Source organism: Streptomyces sp. AM 4-1-1 (genome assembly GCF_029167625.1).
Lineage (GTDB): Bacteria > Actinomycetota > Actinomycetes > Streptomycetales > Streptomycetaceae > Streptomyces.
This window is the reverse complement of the sequence record NZ_CP119145.1, coordinates 6,074,629-6,097,541: the sequence shown is the minus strand read 5'-3', so window position 1 is coordinate 6,097,541 and position 22,913 is coordinate 6,074,629. Positions and strand designations below refer to the sequence as shown.

Annotated in this window: 17 protein-coding genes; 8 read left to right on the top strand and 9 right to left on the bottom strand. The window is 70.6% G+C overall.

The features are described from left to right. The first annotated feature begins 52 nt into the window (after positions 1 to 52). Positions 53 to 1,189, top strand: coding sequence for a DUF4349 domain-containing protein (locus tag PZB75_RS25715; protein WP_275537667.1), 1,137 nt, complete (start codon positions 53 to 55; stop codon positions 1,187 to 1,189). A gap of 79 nt (positions 1,190 to 1,268) precedes the next feature. Beyond that, positions 1,269 to 2,651, top strand: coding sequence for an FAD-dependent oxidoreductase (locus tag PZB75_RS25710; RefSeq protein ID WP_275537666.1), 1,383 nt, complete (start codon positions 1,269 to 1,271; stop codon positions 2,649 to 2,651). Positions 2,652 to 2,745: 94 nt separating this feature from the next. On the opposite strand, the gene hemE is transcribed toward PZB75_RS25710, so the two are convergent. After that, positions 2,746 to 3,819 (bottom strand): uroporphyrinogen decarboxylase, encoded by a 1,074-nt coding sequence (gene hemE, locus PZB75_RS25705; RefSeq protein WP_275537665.1) that lies wholly within the window; start codon positions 3,817 to 3,819, stop codon positions 2,746 to 2,748. Positions 3,820 to 3,910: 91 nt separating this feature from the next. Here hemE and PZB75_RS25700 point away from each other — a divergent pair, with 91 nt between their 5' ends. From PZB75_RS25700 to PZB75_RS25675, 6 genes are all read left to right on the top strand, one after another. Next, on the top strand, positions 3,911 to 4,570 hold the full coding sequence (locus PZB75_RS25700) for a DUF3000 domain-containing protein (protein ID WP_275537664.1): 660 nt from the start codon (positions 3,911 to 3,913) through the stop codon (positions 4,568 to 4,570). A gap of 406 nt (positions 4,571 to 4,976) precedes the next feature. Next, entirely contained in the window at positions 4,977 to 5,639 is a 663-nt protein-coding gene (locus tag PZB75_RS25695) for a response regulator transcription factor (protein ID WP_033300087.1), read from the top strand. Between the two features lie 110 nt (positions 5,640 to 5,749). Continuing rightward, on the top strand, positions 5,750 to 7,024 hold the full coding sequence (locus PZB75_RS25690; RefSeq protein WP_275537663.1) for a ribonuclease D: 1,275 nt from the start codon (positions 5,750 to 5,752) through the stop codon (positions 7,022 to 7,024). A gap of 376 nt (positions 7,025 to 7,400) precedes the next feature. After that, positions 7,401 to 8,627: an acetyl-CoA C-acyltransferase gene (locus PZB75_RS25685; RefSeq protein WP_275537662.1), complete on the top strand. Its 1,227-nt coding sequence runs from the start codon at positions 7,401 to 7,403 to the stop codon at positions 8,625 to 8,627. Next, complete coding sequence (locus tag PZB75_RS25680; RefSeq protein WP_275537661.1) at positions 8,624 to 10,756, top strand: 3-hydroxyacyl-CoA dehydrogenase NAD-binding domain-containing protein; 2,133 nt, start codon at positions 8,624 to 8,626, stop codon at positions 10,754 to 10,756. Before PZB75_RS25685 ends, PZB75_RS25680 begins: the two co-directional genes overlap by 4 nt. A 288-nt stretch (positions 10,757 to 11,044) precedes the next feature. Further along, the gene (locus tag PZB75_RS25675; protein ID WP_275537660.1) at positions 11,045 to 11,482 is read left to right on the top strand and encodes an NTP pyrophosphohydrolase; all 438 of its coding nucleotides are present in this window, start codon (positions 11,045 to 11,047) and stop codon (positions 11,480 to 11,482) included. A gap of 5 nt (positions 11,483 to 11,487) precedes the next feature. Here the strand turns inward: PZB75_RS25675 and PZB75_RS25670 are convergent, their stop codons facing one another. From PZB75_RS25670 to PZB75_RS25635, 8 genes are all read right to left on the bottom strand, one after another. Next, complete coding sequence (locus PZB75_RS25670) at positions 11,488 to 12,960, bottom strand: amino acid permease (RefSeq protein WP_275537659.1); 1,473 nt, start codon at positions 12,958 to 12,960, stop codon at positions 11,488 to 11,490. 429 nt (positions 12,961 to 13,389) lie between these two features. Continuing rightward, a complete protein-coding gene (dxs, locus tag PZB75_RS25665; RefSeq protein ID WP_275538864.1) occupies positions 13,390 to 15,315 on the bottom strand; it encodes a 1-deoxy-D-xylulose-5-phosphate synthase in 1,926 nt (641 codons plus the stop codon). 243 nt (positions 15,316 to 15,558) lie between these two features. Further along, the gene (locus PZB75_RS25660; RefSeq protein ID WP_275538863.1) at positions 15,559 to 16,779 is read right to left on the bottom strand and encodes a sugar ABC transporter permease; all 1,221 of its coding nucleotides are present in this window, start codon (positions 16,777 to 16,779) and stop codon (positions 15,559 to 15,561) included. Positions 16,780 to 16,982: 203 nt separating this feature from the next. Further along, a complete protein-coding gene (locus tag PZB75_RS25655) occupies positions 16,983 to 17,771 on the bottom strand; it encodes an ATP-binding cassette domain-containing protein (protein ID WP_275537658.1) in 789 nt (262 codons plus the stop codon). A 648-nt stretch (positions 17,772 to 18,419) separates the two neighbouring features. Then, entirely contained in the window at positions 18,420 to 19,535 is a 1,116-nt protein-coding gene (locus PZB75_RS25650) for a substrate-binding domain-containing protein (protein ID WP_275537657.1), read from the bottom strand. 120 nt (positions 19,536 to 19,655) lie between these two features. Then, positions 19,656 to 20,855, bottom strand: a complete 1,200-nt coding sequence (locus PZB75_RS25645; protein ID WP_275537656.1) for an ROK family transcriptional regulator — start codon at positions 20,853 to 20,855, stop codon at positions 19,656 to 19,658. Positions 20,856 to 21,050: 195 nt separating this feature from the next. Further along, positions 21,051 to 21,974: a carbohydrate ABC transporter permease gene (locus tag PZB75_RS25640; RefSeq protein WP_275537655.1), complete on the bottom strand. Its 924-nt coding sequence runs from the start codon at positions 21,972 to 21,974 to the stop codon at positions 21,051 to 21,053. Beyond that, positions 21,974 to 22,897 (bottom strand): sugar ABC transporter permease, encoded by a 924-nt coding sequence (locus PZB75_RS25635; RefSeq protein ID WP_275537654.1) that lies wholly within the window; start codon positions 22,895 to 22,897, stop codon positions 21,974 to 21,976. Before PZB75_RS25635 ends, PZB75_RS25640 begins: the two co-directional genes overlap by 1 nt. Positions 22,898 to 22,913: the final 16 nt, after the last annotated feature.

The window sequence follows — 22,913 nt, the reverse complement described above, 5'->3', positions numbered from 1 at the left end:
CGTCCGGAACGTCGAACCGTCGTCAGCACCACGCGCCCCGGGGGAGAACTTCATGCGATCAGGCCGTCCCGTACGTCACCGGGCGTCACGTCCGTCCGGCACCACCGCCACGCACCGCGCCACCACGCACCGCACCGCCACGCACCGCGCCGTCACCAGGGGCCGCAGCGTCACGGCCCGCACGGCCCTGGCCGCCGGGCTGCTCGCCGCGCTCCTCGCGCTGAGCGGCTGCGGCAGCGGCAGCGGCAGCCGATCCGCCGACCGCGCCGACGCCAGGAGCGGCCAGGACAGGGCCGCGGCGGCCCCGGAAGGCGCGGGCAGCGCGGACACGGCGAAGTCCGGGGAACACCCCGCGGCAGGTGCCACGGCAGCGCCGAAGAAGCCGGGGGCGGCGTCGGCCACCCATGTCATCCGTACCGCCACGCTGTCCGTGGAGGTCAAGGACGTGCCGGGGGCGGTCGCCGCCGCGCGGGCGGCGGCGACGGGTTCGGGCGGCCTGGTCGCGAACGAATCCACCGAGCGGACCGACGACGACCACGAGACGTCCCGGCTGGTGCTGCGCGTCCCGCAGGACGGCTACGAGGCGGTGCTGCGCGATCTCGCGGGCGCCGGAAAGCTGCTGTCACGCACCTCGGACGCCCAGGACGTCACCGATCAGGTGGTGGACGTGAACAGCCGGATCGCCACCCAGCGGACGAGCGTGGCCCGGGTCAGGGCGCTGATGGACCGGGCCGACCGGCTGGCCGACGTGGTCGCCCTGGAAGGCGAGCTGAGCACCCGTCAGGCGGCGCTGGAGTCGCTGCTCGCGCAGCAGGCGTCGCTCAAGGACCGCACCACGATGGCGACGATCACCCTGGTGCTCACCGAGCCCGACGCGGTCGCGAAGGAGTCCGAGGACGACCCGGGCTTCCTGGACGCGCTCGGCGGCGGCTGGGACGCCTTCGTGACGCTGCTGCGCTGGGCCGCGATGGCGCTGGGCGCCGCGGCGCCGTTCCTGGGCGCGGCGGTCGTGCTCCTGCTGCTGGTACGGCTGGTGCGCGGCCGGTACCGGAAGCCCGCGGCGGCCACGGCCGGTGCGCCCGTCGTGTCCGCCCCCGGGTCCGCCACGCCCGACGGGCCGGACGCCCCCGCCGTGCCCGCGCCCGCGTCCGCTCCCGGGACGCTCCCCTCGCACCCGCCGCGCACCTGACGGCCGGGTCGCGGACGTCACTCGCCCGCCGATCACCGTAGCGTGGGCGGCCGGACACTCGGCGGCGAAGGGACCCGGCATGACAGCGGAGCGACTGGTGGTCATCGGAGGTGACGCGGCGGGCATGTCCGCCGCGTCGCAGGCACGCAGGCTGAAGGGGCCGGACGAGCTGGCCGTCGTCGCCTTCGAACGCGGCCGCTTCACCTCGTACTCCGCCTGCGGCATCCCGTACTGGGTCGCGGGCGACGTCGACGGACCGGACGACCTGGTGGCCCGTACCCCCGAGGAGCACCGGGCCCACGACATCGATCTGCGGCTGCGCACCGAGGTGACGGAGATCGATGTCGCCGGGTGCCGGGTGCGGGCGACGGACCGGGACACGGGTGAGACGTACTGGACCGGGTTCGACAAGCTGGTGATCGCCACGGGCGCCCGCCCGGTGCGGCCGGGGCTGCCCGGGATCGACGCGCCCGGTGTGCACGGCGTGCAGACCCTGGGTGACGGGCAGGCGCTCCTCGACTCGCTGGAGCAGGCGAAGGGCCGGCGCGCGGTCGTCGTCGGCGCCGGGTACATCGGTGTCGAGATGGCGGAGGCGCTGCTGCGCCGCGGCTTCGAGGTGACGGTCCTCAACCGGGACGAACAGCCGATGACGACACTCGACCCGGACATGGGCCGGCTGGTCCACCGGGCGATGGACGGCCTGGGCATCACGACGGTCAACGAGGCCGAGGTCACCCGGATCGAGACCGGCGCCGACGGCCGGGTCACCGCGGTCGCCACCGACGACACGACCTACCCGGCGGACGTGGTGGTCCTCGGGATCGGGGTGGAGCCGGAGACCTCGCTGGCGCGCGCGGTGGGTCTGCCGGTGGGGCCGCAGGGCGGGCTGCTCACCGATCTGTCGATGCGGGTCGTCGGCCACGACAACATCTGGGCGGGCGGCGACTGCGTCGAGGTCCTCGACCTGGTCGCGGGCCACACCCGGCACATCGCGCTCGGCACGCACGCCAACAAGCACGGCCAGATCATCGGGGCGAATGTGGCGGGCGGCTACGGCACGTTCCCCGGGGTCGTCGGTACGGCCGTCAGCAAGGTCTGCGACCTGGAGATCGCCAGGACGGGGCTCCGCGAGAAGGACGCCCGCGCCGTGGGGCTGCGGTTCGTCACGGCGACCGTCGAGGCGACCGGCCGCGCGGGCTACTTCCCCGGTGCGGAGCCGATGACCGTGAAGATGCTCGCGGAGTACCGCACCGGCAGGCTGCTGGGGACGCAGATCGTCGGGCACGAGGGCGCGGGCAAACGGGTCGACATCGCGGCGGTGGCACTGACGGCCCGGATGACGGTGGAGCAGATGACGGCGCTCGACCTCGGCTACGCGCCGCCGTTCTCCCCGGTCTGGGACCCGGTCCTGGTCGCGGCACGCAGGGCGACGGCGGAGGTCCGCAAGGCGGGCGCCGCCTGAGTCCGCCCGTCGGCGGTGGTACGACGACGGAGGCCGTCGCCCGGATCGGGCGGCGGCCTCCGTGACGGACCCGGACAGCTCGGGCCCTGGGGTCTCAGCGGGCGGTACGGGTGTGCACGTCCTCCACGAGACGCGTCAGGGCGTCCGGGTCGGTCGTCGGCAGCACGCCGTGACCGAGGTTGAAGATGTGCCCCTCCAGACCCGCGGCGGCGTCCAGCACCTCGCGGGTCTTGGCCTCCACCGTCTCCGTCGGCGCGAACAGCACCGCCGGGTCGAGGTTGCCCTGGAGGGCCTTGCCGGGGCCGACCCGGCGCGCGCCCTCGTCCATCGGGACCCGCCAGTCGACGCCGACGACGTCCGCGCCCGCCTCGCCCATCGCGCCGAGGAGTTCACCGGTGCCGACACCGAAGTGGATGCGCGGGACGCCGTACGGGGCGACGGCGTCGAAGACCTTCGCGGACGCCGGGAGCACCGAGCGGCGGTAGTCGGCCGGGGCGAGCGCCCCGACCCAGGAGTCGAAGAGCTGGACGGCCGAGGCACCGGCCTCGATCTGGACCTTGAGGAAGGCCCCGGTGATCTCCGCGAGCCGGTCGAGCAGGTCGGCCCAGAGCTCCGGGTCGCCGTACATCATGGCCTTGGTGTGCTCGTGGTTGCGGGACGGGCCGCCCTCCACGAGGTAGCTGGCGAGCGTGAACGGCGCCCCCGCGAACCCGATGAGGGGGGTGGCGCCCAGCTCCGCGGTGAGCATGCCGATGGCCTCGGTGACGTACGGGACGTCCTCGGGCGTCAGATCGCGCAGCCGGGCCAGATCGGCGCGGGTACGGATCGGCTCGGCGATGACCGGGCCGACGCCGGGCTTGATGTCGAGGTCGATGCCGATGGCCTTGAGGGGGACGACGATGTCGCTGAAGTAGATCGCGGCGTCGACCTTGTGGCGGCGGACCGGCTGGAGGGTGATCTCGGTGACCAGCTCCGACATCATGCAGGAGTCGAGCATCGCGATGCCCTCGCGCACCTTCAGGTACTCCGGCAGCGAGCGTCCGGCCTGGCGCATGAACCAGACCGGGGTGTGCGGCACCGGCTCTCGCCGGCACGCCTTCAGGAACGCCGAGTCGTGGGTGGCGGGTGTCTTCGTCTGCTGGCCCGGGGGGCGTTCGTTGGCACTCACGTCCAGAATCTTCGCATGTGGCGGGAAGGACCCGGCCCCGCCCGGGTGTCTGTCCCCGCACCGGGCTCCGGTTCCGCCTACTCTTCCCGGCATGGCTCCGGCTCAGGGACAATTCTCCGATCATTCCGATGGCGCTGACGGCGAGGACAGCGCGGAGGACGGTTCCGTCCCGTCCGCGTTCCGGTCGGCGGTGGAAGCGCTGCGCGCGGCGCGGCTCCGCCCCGAGCTGGAGGTGGAGCCGACGCGACCACCCCAGCGCCTCGCGCCGCACGCGTACGCGCTGGAGGCGGCGGTCGTCGACGGCGAGGACGATCTCGCGGACGGCCGTCTCGTACTGCTCCATGACCCCGAGGGCCACGACGCCTGGCAGGGCGCGTTCCGTCTGGTGACGCTGGTACGCGCGGAGCTGGAACCGGAGATGGCCGCCGATCCACTGCTGCCCGAGGTCTGCTGGTCCTGGCTGACCGGCGCGCTGGACGCCCGGGGTCTGTCGTACGGGGAGGCGGGCGGCACGGTCACCCGGGCGGGTTCGCACTACTTCGGCGCGCTGGCCGAGCGACGGGCGGCGACCCAGATCGAGATCCGGGCGTCCTGGACGCCGCGCGAGGGGCGTGGCGGGGTGCCGGACACGGCGGCGCACCTGATGGCGTGGGGGGACCTCCTGTGCCAGGTCGCCGGACTGCCCCCGTCGGCCCAGGCCGACGCGGCGGTGGTGACGCTGCCTCAGCGGCGCGGGCCGCAGGTCCCGTAGCCGTCCGCCTCCGGGCGGCCATCGGGAGCGACGGACAGGGGGCCGTACACCACGGTGTACGGCCCCCTGTCGCGCGCCACCGGGCGGGCTCGGACCGCTGCGGGGAGACCTGGTCGTCGGGAGCCTCCCGGACCGTTACGGGAGTCCGGGGCAGCGGCGTGCGTCCAGGGCCGCCGCACGGGCCCGGGGCCGCCGGAAGGGTGCCCCACATCCCTCGTACACCGATCGGCTCTCTTTTCGTACAATCGATCGCGCGTCCTATTTGCCCGAATTGTTACTCACCAAATCGTGATCTTCCTCTAAAGGAGGACGGGTCTGCTGCCGAAGAGGTCAATGACCCTTCAAGCACGGTTCGCCCCGGCTTCATCCCCGAGCCGGCCCGTCCAGCCACTCCCCAGGAGGCCTGGTGTCCGTTCTCCTAGAGCAGCCCGCAAGCCTGGTCGCCTACCGCCCGAACAAGCCGACGGCCATGGTCGTCGTGGCCGACCCGCGCGTCCGTTCCACCGTCACCCGCCATCTGTGGGCCCTCGGAGTTCGCGACGTCATCGAGGCTTCGTCCATCGCGGAGGCGCGTCCCCGCGTCGGCAACCCGCGCGACATCTGCGTTGCCGACGTCCATCTGCCCGACGGTTCCGGGCTGACCCTGTTGTCCGAAACCCGAGCCGCCGGCTGGCCGAACGGCCTCGCCCTCTCCGCCGCCGATGACATCGGCGCCGTACGCAACGCCCTCGCGGGCGGCGTGAAGGGCTATGTCGTCACCGGCACCCGTACCAACATCGGCCACCCCACCCGCCCCGGCGTCGCCCCCATCGGCGCCAACGCCGCCCGCATGCACCGCCGCCCGCCCGGCTCGCCGAGCCACCCCGGCGGCTACCGCGAACTGTCCGGCCGCGAGGTCGAGGTCCTGCGACTGGTCGCCGAAGGCCAGTCCAACAAGGCCATCGGCGTCTCCATGGGACTGTCCGCCCTGACCGTCAAGAGCCACCTCGCCCGGATCGCCCGGAAGCTGGGCACCGGAGACCGGGCCGGCATGGTCGCCGTCGCCCTGCGTACCGGCATCATCCACTGAACCGCACCGGCCGGCCGTCCTCCGGGACACCGGCCGGTTTACATGCATCGGCGCCCGTCGACGGAACGTTCCGTCGACGGGCGCCGCACTTCCATGGATACCCTTGACAGGTGACCGACGCCCAAGAGACCGCAGCAGACAGTTCACTGCGAACCACCGGGGGCGCTCCCCCGGCCGACGTCGCCCCGGCGCCGATCCCCTTGCTCGAACCTCGCGAGGGCATTCCCCCGGTGGTGACGTCGGACGACGCCCTCGCCGAGGTGGTCGCCGCCTTCGCCGCGGGTACCGGACCGGTGGCCGTGGACGCCGAGCGCGCGTCCGGCTACCGCTACGGGCAGCGCGCCTACCTGGTACAACTCCGCCGGGAGGGAGCGGGCAGCGCGCTGATCGACCCGGTCGGCTGCCCCGATCTGTCGACGCTCGGCGCGGCCCTCACCGGCAGTGAGTGGATCTTGCACGCCGCCACCCAGGACCTTCCGTGCCTGCGCGAAATAGGCATGGTCCCGACCGGGCTGTTCGACACCGAGCTGGCCGGGCGACTGGCGGGCTTCCCCCGTGTCGGCCTCGGCGCGATGGTCGAGAGCGTGCTCGGTTACGCCCTGGAGAAGGGTCACTCCGCCGTCGACTGGTCCACCCGGCCGCTGCCCGACCCGTGGCTGCGTTACGCCGCCCTGGACGTCGAGCTGCTGATCGACCTGCGGGACGCCCTGGAGGACGAGCTGGACCGGCAGGGCAAACTGGAGTGGGCGCGCGAGGAGTTCGACGCGATCGCCTCGGCGCCGCCCGCCCCGCCGCGCAAGGACCCGTGGCGCCGCACCTCGGGCATGCACAAGGTGCGCCGGCGCCGTCAGATGGCGGTGGTACGGGAGCTGTGGACCACCCGGGACCAGGTCGCCCAGCGCCGCGACATCTCCCCCGGCAAGGTCCTCGGGGACGCCGCGATCATCGAGGCGGCGCTCGCGGTGCCGCCGAACATCCACGCCCTCACGGCGCTGCCCGGCTTCGGTCACCGCATGGGCCGACGGCAGCTGGAGCAGTGGCAGGCGGCCGTCGACCGGGCCAAGGCACTGCCCGATGCCGAGCTGCCGCAGCCCGGCCAGCAGCCCGCGGGCCCGCCGCCGCCCCGCTCCTGGGCGGACAAGGACCCGGCCGCCGCCGCCCGGCTCTCGGCGGCCCGCGCCTCGGTGTCGGAACTGGCCGAGCGGCTGAACATGCCACAGGAGAACCTGATCACCCCGGACACCGTCCGCCGGGTCTGCTGGGAGCCGCCCCGGGACGCGAGCCCGGACACCGTGGAGGCCGCGCTCGCGAGTCACGGCGCCCGGCGCTGGCAGATCGAACACGTCGCCCCGCTCCTCGTACGGGCCCTGTCGACCACGTCCTGACCTGCTCCCCCGCACCTCGAAACACCGCACCCCCGGCCCGATCGGCCGGGGGTGTTCCGTTTCCGCGGCGGAGGCGGAGGGCACCCGGAGCGGGGGACGCGGCTGATCGGCCGTCACCTCGCACCGGTCGACATCTCGGACGGAGCGGGTGATTCCGTCCGTCCCCGGTCATCACCACGGCGGTCGGCGAGAGGCGAATTCACGCCAGGTTGCCGACGTCCGGGCCGGGCCCCGGCGGGCCCGTCGGCGTGTGACCTTCACCGCTGTCGACGTGGGGGGTGGGCAGTCTGGTTACCCGCAAGTAGCATGACAGTGGCGGTACGCCCCCGGGCGTGCCCCGCAGCAGTGCCATCCCGCACCCTGGAGGAGAGCCATCGTGCCTCGTACCATCCGGGACGTCGTCTTCGTCGACGGCGTCCGCACCCCGTTCGGCAAAGCGGGCCCGAAGGGCATCTACCACGAGACCCGCGCCGACGATCTCGTCGTGAAGGCCATCCGGGAGCTGCTGCGTCGCAACCCGGACCTGGACCCGGCCCGGATCGACGAGGTCGCCATCGCAGCGACCACCCAGATCGGCGACCAGGGGCTCACGCTGGGCCGCACCGCCGGAATCCTGGCCGGGCTGCCGCAGTCCGTGCCCGGCTACTCCATCGACCGCATGTGCGCGGGCGCGCTGACCGCCGTCACGTCGACGGCCGGCTCCATCGCCTTCGGCGCGTACGACGTCGTCGTCGCGGGCGGTGTCGAGCACATGGGCCGCCACCCGATGGGCGAGGGCGTCGACCCGAACCCGCGCTTCGTGTCGGAGAAGCTGGTCGACGAGTCCGCCCTGTTCATGGGCATGACCGCGGAGAACCTGCACGACCGGTACCCCTCGATCACCAAGCGGCGCGCGGACGAGTACGCCGTACGTTCCCAGGAGAAGGCCGCCAAGGCGTACGCCGACGGCAAGATCCAGCAGGACCTCGTACCGGTCGCCGTCCGCCGCACCGACGCCGAGGTGGGCGAGACCGGCTGGGGCCTGGTCACCGCCGACGAACCGATGCGTCCGGGCACCACCATGGAGTCGCTGGCCGGTCTGAAGACGCCGTTCCGCCCGCACGGCCGGGTCACCGCGGGCAACGCCGCCGGGCTCAACGACGGCGCGACCGCCTCGCTGCTCGCCGCCGAGGACGTCGCCCGCGAGCTGGGCCTGCCGGTGCGGATGCGGCTCGTGTCGTACGCCTTCGCGGGCGTCGAGCCGGAGGTCATGGGCTACGGCCCGATCCCGTCGACCCAGAAGGCCCTCGCCAAGGCCGGGCTGTCGATCGAGGACATCGGTCTCTTCGAGATCAACGAGGCGTTCGCCGTCCAGGTGCTGGCCTTCCTTGAGCACTACGGCATCGCCGACGACGACGCGCGTGTCAACCAGTACGGCGGCGCCATCGCCTACGGTCACCCGCTGGCCTCCTCCGGGGTGCGTCTGATGACGCAGCTCGCCCGGCAGTTCGAGGACCACCCCGAGGTGCGTTACGGCCTGACGACCATGTGCGTCGGCTTCGGCATGGGCGCCTCCGTCGTCTGGGAGAACCCGCACTTCGACACCGCAGGAGGCAGCAAGTGAGCACGTCCACCAGCGCACTCCTGAAGAGCGCGGCCGAGCTGTTCCCCGGTGAGGTCGTCACCCAGGCCCAGGTCCGCCACCTCGACCTGCCGGCCGGCGCGGGGCGCTTCGCGCTCATCACGCTGGACAACGGCCTGGACCACACCAAGCCGACCACCTTCGGACCGCGGTCGCTGGCGAACATCGACGCCGCGATCGACCAGGTCGAGAAGGAGGCCGCCGACGGCGAGATCGTCGGTGTCGGCATCACCGGCAAGCCGTTCATCTTCGCGGTCGGCGCCGACCTCAAGGGCGTCGAGCTGCTGAAGCGCCACGAGGACGCGCTCGCCATCGGCAGGAGCGGCCACGACGTCTTCCGGCGCCTCTCCGGGCTGGCCGTGCCGACCTTCACGTACTACAACGGCGCGGCGATGGGCGGCGGCGTCGAGATCGGTCTGCACTGCTCGTACCGGACGGTGTCGGCGGCGGTCCCGGCGTTCTCGCTGCCCGAGGTGTTCCTCGGTCTGGTGCCCGGCTGGGGCGGCTGTGTGCTGCTGCCCAATCTGATCGGCGCCGACCGCGCGGTCTCCGTGATCATCGAGAACTCGCTGAGCCAGAACCGTCAGCTCAAGGGCCGGCAGGTGCGTGAGCTGGGGATCGCCGACGCGATCTTCGAGGGCGCCGACTTCCTGGAGCGGTCACTGAGCTGGACCGCGTCCGTCCTCACGGGCGCGACCACCGTCGAGCGCGCCGAGATCGACCGCGGTGACGCCTGGGACCAGGCGGTGGCGCGCGGCCGGGCCGTGGCCGACTCCAAGGTGCACGGCGCGGCCCCGGCCGCCTACCGCGCGCTGGACATCATCGCCGCCGCGAGGAGCGGCGACCTGGGCGCCGGTTTCGACGCCGAGGACCAGGCGCTCGCGGACCTGATCATGAGCGGCGAGCTGCGCTCCGGGATCTACTCCTTCAACCTCGTCCAGAAGCGCGCCAAGCGCCCGGCCGGCGCCCCCGACAAGTCGCTGGCCCGCCCGGTCACCAAGGTCGGCGTGGTCGGTGCCGGACTGATGGCCTCCCAGCTCGCTCTGCTCTTCCTGCGCCGTCTGGAGGTGCCGGTCGTGCTGACCGACATCGACCAGGAGCGGGTCGACAAGGGTGTGGGGTACGTCCACGCCGAGATCGAGAAGCTGCTCGGCAAGGGCCGGATCAACCAGGACAAGGCCAACCGTCTCAAGGCACTGGTCACCGGTGTCCTGGACAAGGCGGAGGGCTTCTCCGACGCCGACTTCGTCATCGAGGCGGTCTTCGAGGAGATCGGCGTCAAGCAGCAGGTGTTCGCGGAGGTCGAGGCGGTCGTCCCGGCACACGCGATCCTCGCCACCAACACCTCGTCCCTGTCGGTGACGGAGATGGCGTCGAAGCTGAAGCACCCCGAGCGGGTCGTCGGCTTCCACTTCTTCAACCCGGTGGCGATCCTGCCGCTGCTGGAGATCGTCCGCGGTGAGCGGACCGACGACGCGGCGCTCGCCACCGCGTTCGGTGTGGCGCGGAAGCTGAAGAAGACCGCGGTGCTGGTGAAGGACGCCCCGGCGTTCGTCGTGAACCGCGTCCTGACCCGCTTCATGGGCGAGGTCCAGAACGTCATCGACGAGGGCACTCCCGTCGAGACCGCCGAGCGGGCCGTCGAACCGCTCGGTCTGCCGATGTCACCGCTGGTGCTGCTCGAACTGGTCGGTCCCGCCATCGGGCTGCACGTCTCCGAGACCCTGAACCGCGCCTTCCCGGAGCGGTTCACGGTCTCCGAGAACCTGGCGGCCGTGGTGAAGGCGGGCAAGCGCGGCTTCTACGTCCACGACTCGGGCAGGCCGGAGCTGGACCCGGAGGTCATCGCGCTCCTCAAGCAGGGCGATGTCGTGCTGACGGAGGACCAGGTACGGGAGCGGGTCCTGGACGCCGTCGCGCAGGAGATCGGCCTGATGCTGGACGAGGGCGTCGTCGCAGAAGCCCAGGACGTCGACCTCTGCCTGATCACGGGCGCGGGCTGGCCCTTCCACCTGGGCGGCGTCACACCGTACCTGGACCGTGAGGGCGTGTCCGAGCGGGTGACGGGCAAGAAGTTCCTGGCGCCGGGCGTGGCGAGCGTACCCGCGTAACGCCGCACGCGTGGCGGGCCGTACGGATCGATCGCCTTCCGTACGGCCCGCCGCCGTTCCATGCCCCCCGCCTCCCGCCGGGGGCGTGCGGCGTGGGGCGCGGCGCGGGCGATGTGTGAGGTGATGCGCGGACGCGTGTGTCGTGGTGCGCGGAGGTTCGTACGACGTGATGTCGTGAGGGTGTGTGTCGTGGCGGTGTGTGTCGTGGCGGTGTGTGTCATGGCGCTGTGTGTCGTGGTGCTGTGTGTCATGGCGGTGTGTGTCATGGCGCGCGGCTAACCTGCCGGAATGACCGGCACCGGATCGAACCCCTCGGCACACAGGTCCGGGACCACCCTGCTCATCGTCGACGCCGCGAACGTGGTCGGGTCCGTCCCCGACGGCTGGTGGCGGGACCGGCGCGGCGCGGCCGAGCGGCTGCGCGACTCCCTCGTGGGTGTCGCCGAGGACGGGCTGCCGTCGCTGGACACGGGGCCCGTGGAGGTGGTCCTCGTCGTCGAGGGGGCGGCCCGGGGTGTCACGTCCGTGCCGGGGGTACGGGTGGAGTCGGCGCCCGGCAGCGGTGACGACCTGATCGCCGGGCTGGTCGCCGCCGTCTCCGCGTCGGACCCGGACCGGCCGTGTGCCGTGATCACCGCGGACCGGGAGCTGCGGCGGCGGGTCGAGGCGTACGGCGCCCGGTGCGCGGGGCCCCGCACGGTCCGTCCCGCGCCGCCTTCCGCGTGACCCCGTCAGGCGTTCTCGCTCGGGACCCGGCTGTGCCGACGGCCGTACGTGAAGTAGATGACGACGCCGACCACCATCCAGATCCCGAACCGCAGCCAGGTCTCGGCGGGCAGGTTGACCATCAGCCACAGCGACGCCAGCACCGAGACGGCCGGGACGAACGGCACCAGCGGGGTGCGGAAGGAGCGGGGCAGATCGGGTCGCCGACGGCGCAGCAGGACGACCCCGGCCGCGACGACGACGAACGCGAAGAGCGTGCCGATGTTGACGAGTTCGGCGAGTTCGTCGATCGAGGTGAAGCCCGCCACCAGGGCCACCACCCCGCCCAGCAGGAGCGTGGAGCGGTACGGCGTCCCGAACCTCGGGTGGACGCGTGAGAACGCCCTCGGCAGCAGCCCGTCCCGGCTCATCGCGAAGAACACCCGGGACTGGCCGAGAAGCAGGATCAGACAGACCGAGGTGAGTCCGACGACGGCGCCGAAGCTGATCAGCCCGGCCCAGAACGGATGGCCGACCGCCTTGAAGGCGTCGGCGAGCGGGGCGTCGACCGTCAGCAGGGTGTACTTCCGCATGCCGGTGACGACCACCGAGACCGCCACGTACAGGGCGGTGCAGACGAAGAGCGAGCCGAGGATGCCGCGCGGCACGTCGCGCTGCGGGTCGCGGGTCTCCTCGGCGGCGGTGGCGACGATGTCGAAGCCGATGAAGGCGAAGAAGACGACGGCCGCGGCGGTGAAGATCCCCATGACGCCGAAGTTGCTCGGGGTGAAGCCGAACACCAGCTGGGCGAGGGGGGCCTGGAGGCCGTCACCGCCCTGGGACGGCTGCGCGGGCGGGACGAACGGCTTGTAGTTCGAACCGGTGATGAAGAACGCCCCGACGACGATCACCAGCAGCACCACGGTCACCTTCACCGCGACGATGACGTTGGTCACCCGGGAGGAGAGCTTCATGCCCGCGACCAGGACGCAGGTCAGGACCAGGATCAGCGCGCACGCCAGCAGGTCGAAGCCGAATGTGCCGTTGTGCGTCCCGGAGAGCGCCCGGGGCAGATCCAGTCCCGCGGTGTCCAGCAGCGAACGCAGGTATCCGGACCAGCCGACGGCGACGACCGCGCAGCCGAGCGCCAGCTCCAGGACGAGGTCCCAGCCGATGATCCAGGCGGGCAGCTCACCGAGTGAGGCGTAGGCGAAGGTGTAGGCGGAACCGGCGACCGGGACGGTCGAGGCGAACTCCGCGTAGCAGAGGGCGGCGAGTCCGCAGACCAGACCGGCGACGACGAAGGCGAGCGCCACGGCCGGGCCCGCCGTCTCCTTGGCGATCTTCCCGGTGAGTACGAAGATGCCGGTGCCGATGATGACACCGACGCCGAAGACCGTGAGGTCGAGTGCGGACAGCGACTTCCTGAGGGCGTACTCCGGGGTCTCCGTGTCCTTGATCGATTGCTCGACCGTTTTCGTGCGGAACAGTGTGTTCACCCGGTTGCCTCCGTGATCGTTGAAGATCGTCCGTCACTCTGTTCGCGTGCGTCACCCGAATCACGGCAATGATCGAGAGAGAGCGCGGCGGCGGAGGCCACCCGGTCGGGCGATTCACCCGAGGGGCCCCAGGAGAGGGAAGGCCACTGGGCCGTACGGACCACGACCGGTCGGCCGTACCGGCAACGGCCGGGCCGTCCGGTGGTGGCGGGGCGGGAGTGAGGAAGGAGTGGAGGGAGGCGAGGGGCCGCGCCGGGAGGTGGGCGCGGGAGCCCGCACGGGGGCGGGGCCCGGAGGAGCGCGGGGGCAAGGGCCGGCGACTCACAGGTCGCGCGGGGACATGGCCGCGCCCCCTCGCTCCTTCCGCCGTGTGCGCGGGTGGAAGGAGCGAGGGGGCGCGGCTGTGGGTGTGCGTGCGGGCGGTACGGGTCAGTCCCGGGCGGTCTCCACCGTACGGCTCTCGTACCGGCCGTCGAGCTTGGCGACCAGGCCGGTGACCTGGCGGGCGATGTCCGGTGCGGTCAGCCCGATCTCGGCCATGACCTCCTTGCGGGAGGCGTGGTCGAGGAAGCGGGGCGGGATGCCGAAGTCGCGCAGCGGGACGTCGACCCCGGCGTCGCGCAGGGCCTGGGCGACGGCGGAGCCGACCCCGCCGGCCCGGCTGTTGTCCTCGACGGTGACCACGACACGGTGGCGGTCGGCCAGCGGCGGCAGTGCCTCGTCGACGGGCTTGACCCAGCGCGGGTCGACCACGGTCGTCGAGATGCCCTGGGCGTCCAGCAGATCGGCGATCTCCAGGCACATCGGGGCGAGCGCGCCGACGGAGACCAGCAGGACGTCCGCGGTGTCGGTGCCGGGCTCGCGCAGCACGTCCATTCCGCCGACCCTGCCGACGGCCTTGACGGCGGGGCCCACCGCGCCCTTGGAGAAGCGGACGACGGTCGGAGCGTCGTCGACCTCGACGGCCTCGCGCAGCTGGGCACGGACCTGGTCGGCGTCGCGCGGGGCGGCGATCCGCAGGGTGGGCACGCACTGGAGGATCGACATGTCCCACATGCCGTTGTGCGAGGCGCCGTCCGTGCCGGTGATCCCGGCCCGGTCCAGTACGAACGTCACACCGCACTTGTGCAGGGCGACATCCATCAGGACCTGGTCGAAGGCACGGTTGAGGAAGGTCGCGTACACCGCGAAGACCGGGTGCAGTCCGCCCGTGGCGAGGCCCGCCGCGGAGACCGCGCCGTGCTGCTCGGCGATGCCGACGTCGTAGATCCGGTCCGGGAACGCCTTCTCGAACTTGGCGAGGCCCACGGGCTGGAGCATGGCCGCGGTGATCGCGACGATGTCCTCGCGCTCCTTGCCGAGCTTGACCATCTCCTCGCCGAAGACCGAGGTCCAGTCGAGTCCCGAGGTGGCGATCGGCAGTCCGGTGTCCGGGTGGATCTTCCCGACGGCGTGGAAGCGGTCGGCCTCGTCCAGCAGGGCCGGGGTGTAGCCGCGGCCCTTCTCGGTGAGGCAGTGCACGATGACGGGCCCGCCGAAGCGCTTGGCGCGCTGGAGCGCGGACTCCAGGGCCTCGATGTCGTGGCCGTCGATCGGGCCGACGTACTTCAGTCCCAGGTCCTCGAACATGCCCTGCGGGGCGATGAAGTCCTTGAGGCCCTTCTTCGCGCCGTGCAGCGTCTCGTACAGCGGCCGTCCGACGACCGGGGTGCGCTCCAGCAGGTCCTTGCCACGGGCCAGGAAGCGCTCGTAACCGTCGGTGGTGCGCAGGGTGGCCAGGTGGTTCGCGAGGCCGCCGATGGTCGGCGCGTAGGAGCGCTCGTTGTCGTTGACGACGATGACGAGCGGGCGGTCCTTGGCGGCGGCGATGTTGTTCAGCGCCTCCCAGGCCATACCGCCGGTGAGCGCGCCGTCGCCGATGACCGCGACGACGTGGTCGTCCTTCTTCAGCACCTCGTTGGCCTTGGCGAGGCCGTCGGCCCAGCCGAGGACGGTGGAGGCGTGCGAGTTCTCGATGACGTCGTGCTCGGACTCGGCCCGCGAGGGATAGCCGGAGAGCCCGCCCTTGCTCTTGAGCCTGGTGAAGTCCTGACGGCCGGTGAGGAGTTTGTGCACATAGCTCTGGTGGCCGGTGTCGAAGAGCACCTTGTCCTTCGGCGACTCGAAGACCCGGTGCAGAGCGATGGTCAGCTCGACCACGCCCAGGTTGGGCCCGAGGTGGCCGCCGGTCTTGGAAACGGCGTCGACGAGGAAGGTCCGGATCTCCTCGGCGAGCTGGTCCAGCTGCTCAAGACTGAGCCGGTCCAGGTCGCGCGGGCCTTCGATGCGGGTCAGCAGATCCCACCCGTCGCCCACCACCGCCCTCGGACGACGCGCTGCGCGCGGCTGTGTCACCGTGCCTCCTTGCGTTTTGAGCTGGGTCGAGCATGCCGATCAGATGAGTCTAATGTTCCGTCTGCGACAACGGGGGGCGGGCGGCCGTTCGCCGGCGCCGGTCGATGTCGTACATGTATACGTACACGCGTGTGCCCGGACCCGCGAAAGGGACCGGGCACACGGGCACGGGGCGTGGACCAGGGAGGACCGTGCCCGTGCCGGTCAGGCGCGGCCCGCGGTCTTCTGGGTCTTACGGGTGATGGCGTCGATGACGACCGTGGCGAGAAGCACACCGCCGGTGATCATGTACTGGATCGGTGAGGCGATTCCCTGGAGGGCCAGGCCGTACTGGATCGAGATGATGACCAGCACGCCGAGCAGCGCGTTCCAGGTGCGGCCACGGCCGCCGAACAGGCTGGTGCCGCCGATGACGGCCGCCGCGATGGCGTTCATCAGCAGCTCACCACCGCCCGCGCCCTGGTTGGCCGAGGTGATCTTCGACGCGATGAACAGCCCGCCGATCGCGGCGAAGGTCCCGGAGATGGCGAAGACCGAGACCCGGACCAGCACCACGTTGAAACCCGCGCGGCGGGACGCCTCGACGCTGCCGCCGAGTGCGAAGACCTTGCGCCCGTACGTGGTGCGGCGGAGCGTGAAGTCGGTGAGCACCAGGATCACCAGGAAGATCAGGACGGCCAGCGGCAGGCCCTTGTACTGGTTGAACATGATCGCGACGGCGAAGGCCACGACGGCGAGCAGGGCGGTGCGGACGACGATCTCGCTGAGCGGACGGGACGGCACACCCGCTGCCTCACGGCGGCGGTTGTCGAAGAAGGCGGAGAGGAAGTGGACGACGACGGCGAGCAGCGCGGCGCCGTACGCGACCGCGACATCGCTGAAGTAGTAGCTGGTCAGCTTGGCGACAAGACCCTCGGGGTCGAGGTTGATGGTGCCGTTGCTGCCGAGGATCTGGAGCATGAAGCCGTTCCAGAACAGCAGGCCCGCCAGGGTGACGGCGAAGGCCGGGACGCCGATCCGGGCGAAGAAGAAGCCGTGGATCGCGCCGGCCGCGGCGCCGGTCAGCACGGCCAGGATCATCGCCCACCACTCGGGCATGCCGTGCGTGACGCTCAGCACGGCAAAGGTGGCGCCCGCGACACCGCTGACCGAACCGACCGAGAGGTCGATCTCGCCGAGCAGCAGGACGAAGACGATGCCGACCGCGATCAGACCGGTGCCGACCATGGCGACGGAAATATCGGAAAGGTTCCCGGCGGACAGGAAGTTCGAGTTCAGGCTCTGGAAGATGGCCCAGATGACGATGAGGCCGACGACCACCGGCAGGGACCCCAGGTCCCCGGCGCGCATCCGGCGCCTGAACTCACCCAGGTATCCGGCGAACCCCTGCTCGCGTACGAGCAGCCGGGGGTCGACGGCGGTCACGGCGGCCGCCGCGGGGGCGGGGGCGTCGGTCGGCGCGGGGGCGGGGGTGTCGGTCGGCGCGGGGGCGTCCGACCCGCCGGGCAGCACGGTGCCGGGTGGTGCGGTGTCGGACCGTGCGGTGCCGGGCGCGTTCGCGTCGGCCGCTCGGGGGGTCGTCTTCGACAGGTTCGTCGCCGTCTTCGCCCCGGAGGTGTTCTCGGTACTCACTTCTGGACCTCCACACTGCGTGCCGCACGGCGGGTCACGGCGTTCTCCGTGGCGCCCGTGATGGCGGAGATGATCGCTTCCTGTGAGGTGGTCGCCACGTCGAAGACGCCGTTGTTCCGGCCGAGCCGGAGCACCGCCACCTTGTTCGCGACGGCCTTGACGTCCGCCATGTTGTGGCTGATGAGGATGACCGCGTGGCCGCGCTCGCGCAGCCGCTCGACCAGGTCGAGGACCTGGGCGGTCTGCTCGACGCCGAGCGCGGCGGTCGGCTCGTCGAGGATGACGAGCTTGGGCTCGCCGAGCATGGACCGGGCGATGGCCACGGTCTGGCGCTGACCGCCGGAGAGCGAGGCGATGGGGATGCGGACGCTGGGGATGCGGATCGAGAGCGTGCTCAGGAGTTCGCGCGACCGGCGCTCCATCTCGACCTCGTCGAGGATGCCGAACCTGCGCAGCTCGCGGCCGAGGTAGAGGTTGCCGACGACGTCGATGTTGTCGCAGAGCGAGAGGTCCTGGTAGACGGTCGCGATACCGAGGTTCTGCGCGTCGTACGGCTTGTTGATCCGGACGGGCCTGCCGTCCCACTCGATGACACCGTCATCGATGGGATGAACCCCGGCGATGGTCTTCACCAAGGTGGATTTTCCGGCGCCGTTGTCGCCGACCAGGGCGAGGACTTCGCCGGCGTGGACCTCAAGCTCTACATCGGTGAGCGCCTGAACGGCACCGAATCGCTTGGAGACCCCGCGCAACGCCAATACGGGCGTGGCGGACACATGAATCATCTCCTTCGTCGTCTGACCGGCGGGACGCCTCGTCGGGAGGGAGGCGCGGTGGGGGAAGCGCGGGTGGTCGAGCAGAAGTGAGCGGAAAAACGCTGAGGGGAAGGGACGGGGAAAGGAAGAGGAAGAGATGGAGGGGAGGGGGACGAAGAGGGGGGAAGTGATCCGTCCGGCGCCCCGCCCGGCAGCGGGACAGTGAATGGGCGGGGCACCGGACAGGCTTCGAGGGCACGGGCCGTCTGTACGAGGACGGGCCCGGCGCCGGGGGTCGGCCGAGGGGCCGGGTGGTCCGGCGGTCGTTCGGACGTGTGCTTTTTGCGGTCGTCCGCTTTGCGGTCGTACACCGCTTCGGCCGTGCGCCGTTGCGGTCGGGCGCTCTTCGGCCGTGCGCTGTTGTGGTCGCGCACCACTTGCCGCGCACCGCTTCGGCCGTGCTGGTCGTGCGCACTGCTTCGGCGGTGCTGTTCGCCCGCGCACCGCTTCGGCGGTGTTGTTCGCCCGCGCGTGGCTTCGGCCGTTGCGCGCGGAGAGAGTCCGGGCGGGCTCGCGGCGCCGGGCCGCCGAGCCGGACCGTCGGGTCCTGACCGACGGGACCCGGACGCCGGGGCCGGGCCTCGTGCCTCGGCCCGCCGTACCGCGCATCTCGACGGCCTACTTCAGACCCAACGTGTCGCAACCGGCCTTGTACTTGACCGTGCAGATCTCGTCGAGGGTGTAGATGCCGTCCTTGAGGATCGTGTCCTGGATGTTCGTCCGGGTGAGCGAGACGACCGGGATCAGCAGCGTCGGGACGCCCTTCTGACTGGCGTTGTCCACCGTCGTCTTGGCGATCTTGTCCACCTTCTCGCCCTTGGCCAGGGCCACGGCCATCTCGGCCGCCGCGGCGCCTTCGAGGGCGTACGGCTTGTAGACGCTCATGAACTGCTCGCCCGCGATGATCCGCTGCACGGCGGAGAGTTCGGCGTCCTGCCCGGTGACCGGCGGAAGCTTGGTGAGACCGGCCGCCTTGAGGGCGGTGATGATGCCGCCCGCCATGCCGTCGTTGGCGGAGTACACGCCGTCGATCTTGTCCTTGCCGAGGGCCGTGATCGCCGCCTCCATGTTGGCGTTGGCGTTCTCCGGCTTCCATTCCTTGGTGTCGTACTCCTTGCCGAACGTGACCTTGCCCTCCAGCTCGGCCTTGGCGCCCTTCTTGTAGCCGGCGGCGTTCGGGTCGGTGATCGCCCCGTTCATCATCACGACGGTGCCGCCCTTGGCCTTGGGGCCCATGGCCTCCAGCAGGGCCTTGCCCTGGACATGGCCGACCTCCTCGTTGTCGAAGGAGGTGTACGCGTCGACCGGGCCCTCGGCGAGACGGTCGAAGGCGACGACCGGGATGCCCGCCTCCTTCGCCTTCTTCACACCGCCCTCGATGGCCTTGGCGTCCACCGCGTCGACGATCAGCGCGTCGACCTTGTTGGTGACCATCGTGTCGACCTGCTGCGTCTGGAGCGAGGCGTCCTGCTTGGCGTTGGAGTAGATCACCTTGCCCTTGCCGCCGGTCAGTTCACTGACCTTCTTCTCGATGAGCGGCTTGTCGAACTTCTCGTACCGGGCCGTCTGGTTCTCGGGAAGGAGCAGGCCGATCTTCAGATCGTCCCCCTTCTTCGCCGAGGAGCCGTCCTTGGCCTTGTCTCCGGACTCCTTCGCGCTGCCGCAAGCCGCGAGGGACACGGCCATGGTGGTTGCGGCGACGACTACCGCGGCGCGACGCACACGCATGTTCATCTTCGAACCTCCCTGCCGAGGCCGCGACGGTGCGGCCGAGGTGGCAGGAAGTCAACTCGGCTGTACCGCCAACGTCAAGGAGTAAATTCACAACGAGATGACAACGGTGCCATTCATTCTCTAAGTGAAGGCGGGAGCCTCCGTGGCGAGCGCACTCTCCAAAAGGCTCGAATCCCCCATCTCGCTGAGCACCAGGGCGAGCGCCCCCAGCACCTCGGCCCGCGCGCCGAGTGCTCCCGGCAGCATGGAGAGCTGCCTGGCGGCGCTGGGGATGGCGTACCTGGAGACCGAGTCCCGTATCGGCCCGAGCACCAGGTCCCCCGCCTCCGCGAGCGATCCGCCCAGCACCATCCGGCTGGGGTTGAGGAGGTTGCAGAGATTGGCGACCCCGCTGCCGATGTGCCGACCCACGTCCCCGATCACCCGGCGGCAGCCGGGATCGCCCTCCCTGGCCAGCTGCACCACCCGCTCCATGGTGAGGTCCGGGCCGTGGCTGGGCCGGAGGAGTGGCAGGACGTACCGGGCTGCGGTGAAGGTCTCCAGGCAGCCGCGGTTCCCGCAGCGGCACACCGGCCCCGACTCGTCGAGCGTGATGTGCCCGATCTCGCCGGCCGTGCCGCCCGGACCCCGGTAGATGCGGCCGTCGATCACCAGTCCGGCGCCCACCCCGCTGGCGACCTTGATGTACGCGAGGTCCTTGACCCCGCGGCCGCTCCCCCAGACCAGCTCGCCCAGCGCGCCGAGGTTGGCGTCGTTGTCCACGTACACCGGAGCGCCGAGCCGGGCGGCCAGCTCCTCGCTCGGATTGACCCCCGTCCAGCCGGGCAGGATGGAGGTGGAACCCAGGGTGCCGGACTCGACGTCGATCGGCCCCGGCACGCCGAGCCCGATCCCGACGACCTTGCCCGGACTGATCCCGGTGGACTCGATCAGCCGGTTGACCAGCTGCTCCGCCCGGCCGAGACCGTGCGAGGACGAGGCGTCGACGTCCAGCGGCTCCGACTCCTCCGCGAGCACCTGGTGGGCGAGGTTCCCGACCGCCACCCGCAGATGCGCGTGCCCGAAGTCGACCCCGACCACGATGCCCGCGTCACCGCTGAGGGAGACGCTGCGCGCCCGGCGCCCCCCGGCCGAGGTGGGCGTCACCTCGACCGTGCCGCTCTCCTTCAGTTCCCGGACGATGTTGGAGACCGTGGCCGCGGACAGGCCGGTACTCCTGGCGATCTCCGCCTGGGTGAGTGAACCGGCCATACGCACGGCGCGCACGACCCGCTCCAGATTGGCGCGATGCAGAGATGTCTGCGACCCCGGAGTCTCCATCGACCCTCTCATTCCTGCCTTTTTCTCTAACATGTGAACCCTAAGCTGAGCGTTTTGGGACATCCCCCGTCAAGACCTTGAGCCTAAGGGCCGACGGGCGGTCCGTGGCAGGCCCGCGACGACCAGCCCCTACGCAGACGAACCGCCCACCGGCACACGGCCGGTGGGCGGTTCGTCTGTGAGGTTGTACGGGTATTACTTGACGGCTCCCGCGGTCAGACCGGCGACGACCTGACGCTGGAAGATGATGTAGGCCGCGAGGACCGGCAGCATCGCCATCACCAGACCCGCGAACAGCCCTGACCAGTCCCCCTTGTACCCCTGGCTGGTGGCCAGTTCGACGAGGCCCTGGGAGAGCACCCGGTTGTTCGGGTCGGTGTTCAGCACCGTGGGCAGCATGTACTGGTTCCACTGCCCGAGGAAGTTGAAGATGCCGACGCTGATCAGGCCCGGCTTCGCCATCGGCAGCATGACCTGGAAGAACGTCCTGCTGTGCGAGGCACCGTCGATCATCGCCGCTTCCGCCACCGAGCCTGGCAGCGTCTTGAAGAACGACGTGAGGAAGAAGACGGTGAACGGCAGCGAGTACGCGATGTAGACCAGGATCAGCCCGTGCACCGAGTTCAGCAGCCCCATGTTGTTCATGACGAAGAACAGCGGGACCAGCGCCAGGATGATCGGGAAGCTCATCCCGCCGATGAACAGGTAGTAGAGGAACCGGTTGCCCGGGAAGTCGAACCGCGCCAGCACGTACGCCGCCATCGAACCGAGCAGCAGGGTGCCGATCAGCGAACCGCCCACCACCAGGATGGTGTTGAAAAAGTAGTCGCTCATGTGCGCCTGGGTCCAGGCACGCGACCAGTTCTCGAAGTGCAGCTTGTCGGGCAGCTTCCACGGCGTCGACAGGATCGAGTCATCGGTCTTGAAGGACGCCATGATCGCCCACAGCAGCGGCATGACGACCAGGATCGCCCAGATGATCAGCACACCGTGCGAGAAGACGTTGAGGATCTTGCCCTCGCCGCTCTTCTCCTTGCCGCCGGACGCCGGGCGCCGGGCCGGTGGTGTGTGCTCCGCCTCCGGAGCGGGCGGAGCGGGAGGGGTGTCAGTGGTCTTCATCAGAACTCCAGCCGCTCGCGCCGGCCCAGTCGCATCACGATGGCCGCGAAGGCCATGGTCACGATGAGCAGTCCGACACCGATCGTCGTTGCGTAGCCCGCCTGGCCGTCGCGGAAGGCCGTCTGGTACACGTACAGCGGCAGGACGGTCGTCGAGTAGTCAGGACCGCCCGGCCCCACGGTCATGACCTGTACGGAGGTGAACGCCTCCACGCCGAGCGCCAGGATTCCCATGTAGACCCAGCCCGACTGCACCGTGTCCCACAGGAGCGGGAGGGTGATCCTGAAGAAGGTCGTGAAACGGCTGGCCCCGTCGAGCAGCGCGGCCTCGTAGAAGTCCCTCGGGATGGACGCCATGCCGGCGGAGAAGAGGACGACGAAGAACCCGACCGTCGACCAGACCAGAACCGCCATGACGCAGTAGAGCGCGAGTTTCGGATCGCCCAGCCAGTCCGGCTGGATGCTTTCGAGGCCGATCGCCTTGAACGTCGAGTTCAGCATGCCGTCACTCGGGTTGAAGGCGAACTGGAACAGCAGCGAGACGATCACGATCGAGAGGACCTGCGGGAAGAAGTACGCGATCTTGTAGAAGGCCGAGCCCCGCACGCCGGAGACGGCGGCGTTCTTGCGCCGCCGTCCGCCGACGTTGAGCATGAAGGCGAAGAAGAGCGCGAGGCCCAACGTCACCAGCGGCAGCAGCAGCACGAGCAGCACGCTGTGCTGCAACGACTTCCAGAAGATGTCGTCCTTGAGCATCCGGCTGTAGTTGTCGAAGCCCACCATCTTGAATTCAGGACTCAGACCCGTCCAGTCCGTGAACGAATAGTAGATGGACTGGACGAACGGCCAGATGACGAAGACCGCGTACAACGCCAGTGGAGCTGCCAGGAACCCCACGATGAACCGGTACTTGCCATGCTGCATCGTCTACCGCCCCCGA

What these genes read in the sequence shown, in the direction of transcription:
- PZB75_RS25715 (WP_275537667.1), top strand. Translation starts at nt 53, where the DNA reads ATGCGATCAGGCCGTCCCGTACGTCACCGGGCGTCACGTCCGTCCGGC.
- PZB75_RS25710 (WP_275537666.1), top strand. Translation starts at nt 1,269, where the DNA reads ATGACAGCGGAGCGACTGGTGGTCATCGGAGGTGACGCGGCGGGCATG.
- PZB75_RS25700 (WP_275537664.1), top strand. Translation starts at nt 3,911, where the DNA reads ATGGCTCCGGCTCAGGGACAATTCTCCGATCATTCCGATGGCGCTGAC.
- PZB75_RS25675 (WP_275537660.1), top strand. Translation starts at nt 11,045, where the DNA reads ATGACCGGCACCGGATCGAACCCCTCGGCACACAGGTCCGGGACCACC.
- PZB75_RS25655 (WP_275537658.1), bottom strand. Translation starts at nt 17,771, where the DNA reads ATGATTCATGTGTCCGCCACGCCCGTATTGGCGTTGCGCGGGGTCTCC.
- PZB75_RS25650 (WP_275537657.1), bottom strand. Translation starts at nt 19,535, where the DNA reads ATGAACATGCGTGTGCGTCGCGCCGCGGTAGTCGTCGCCGCAACCACC.
- PZB75_RS25645 (WP_275537656.1), bottom strand. Translation starts at nt 20,855, where the DNA reads ATGGAGACTCCGGGGTCGCAGACATCTCTGCATCGCGCCAATCTGGAG.
- PZB75_RS25640 (WP_275537655.1), bottom strand. Translation starts at nt 21,974, where the DNA reads ATGAAGACCACTGACACCCCTCCCGCTCCGCCCGCTCCGGAGGCGGAG.
- PZB75_RS25635 (WP_275537654.1), bottom strand. Translation starts at nt 22,897, where the DNA reads ATGCAGCATGGCAAGTACCGGTTCATCGTGGGGTTCCTGGCAGCTCCA.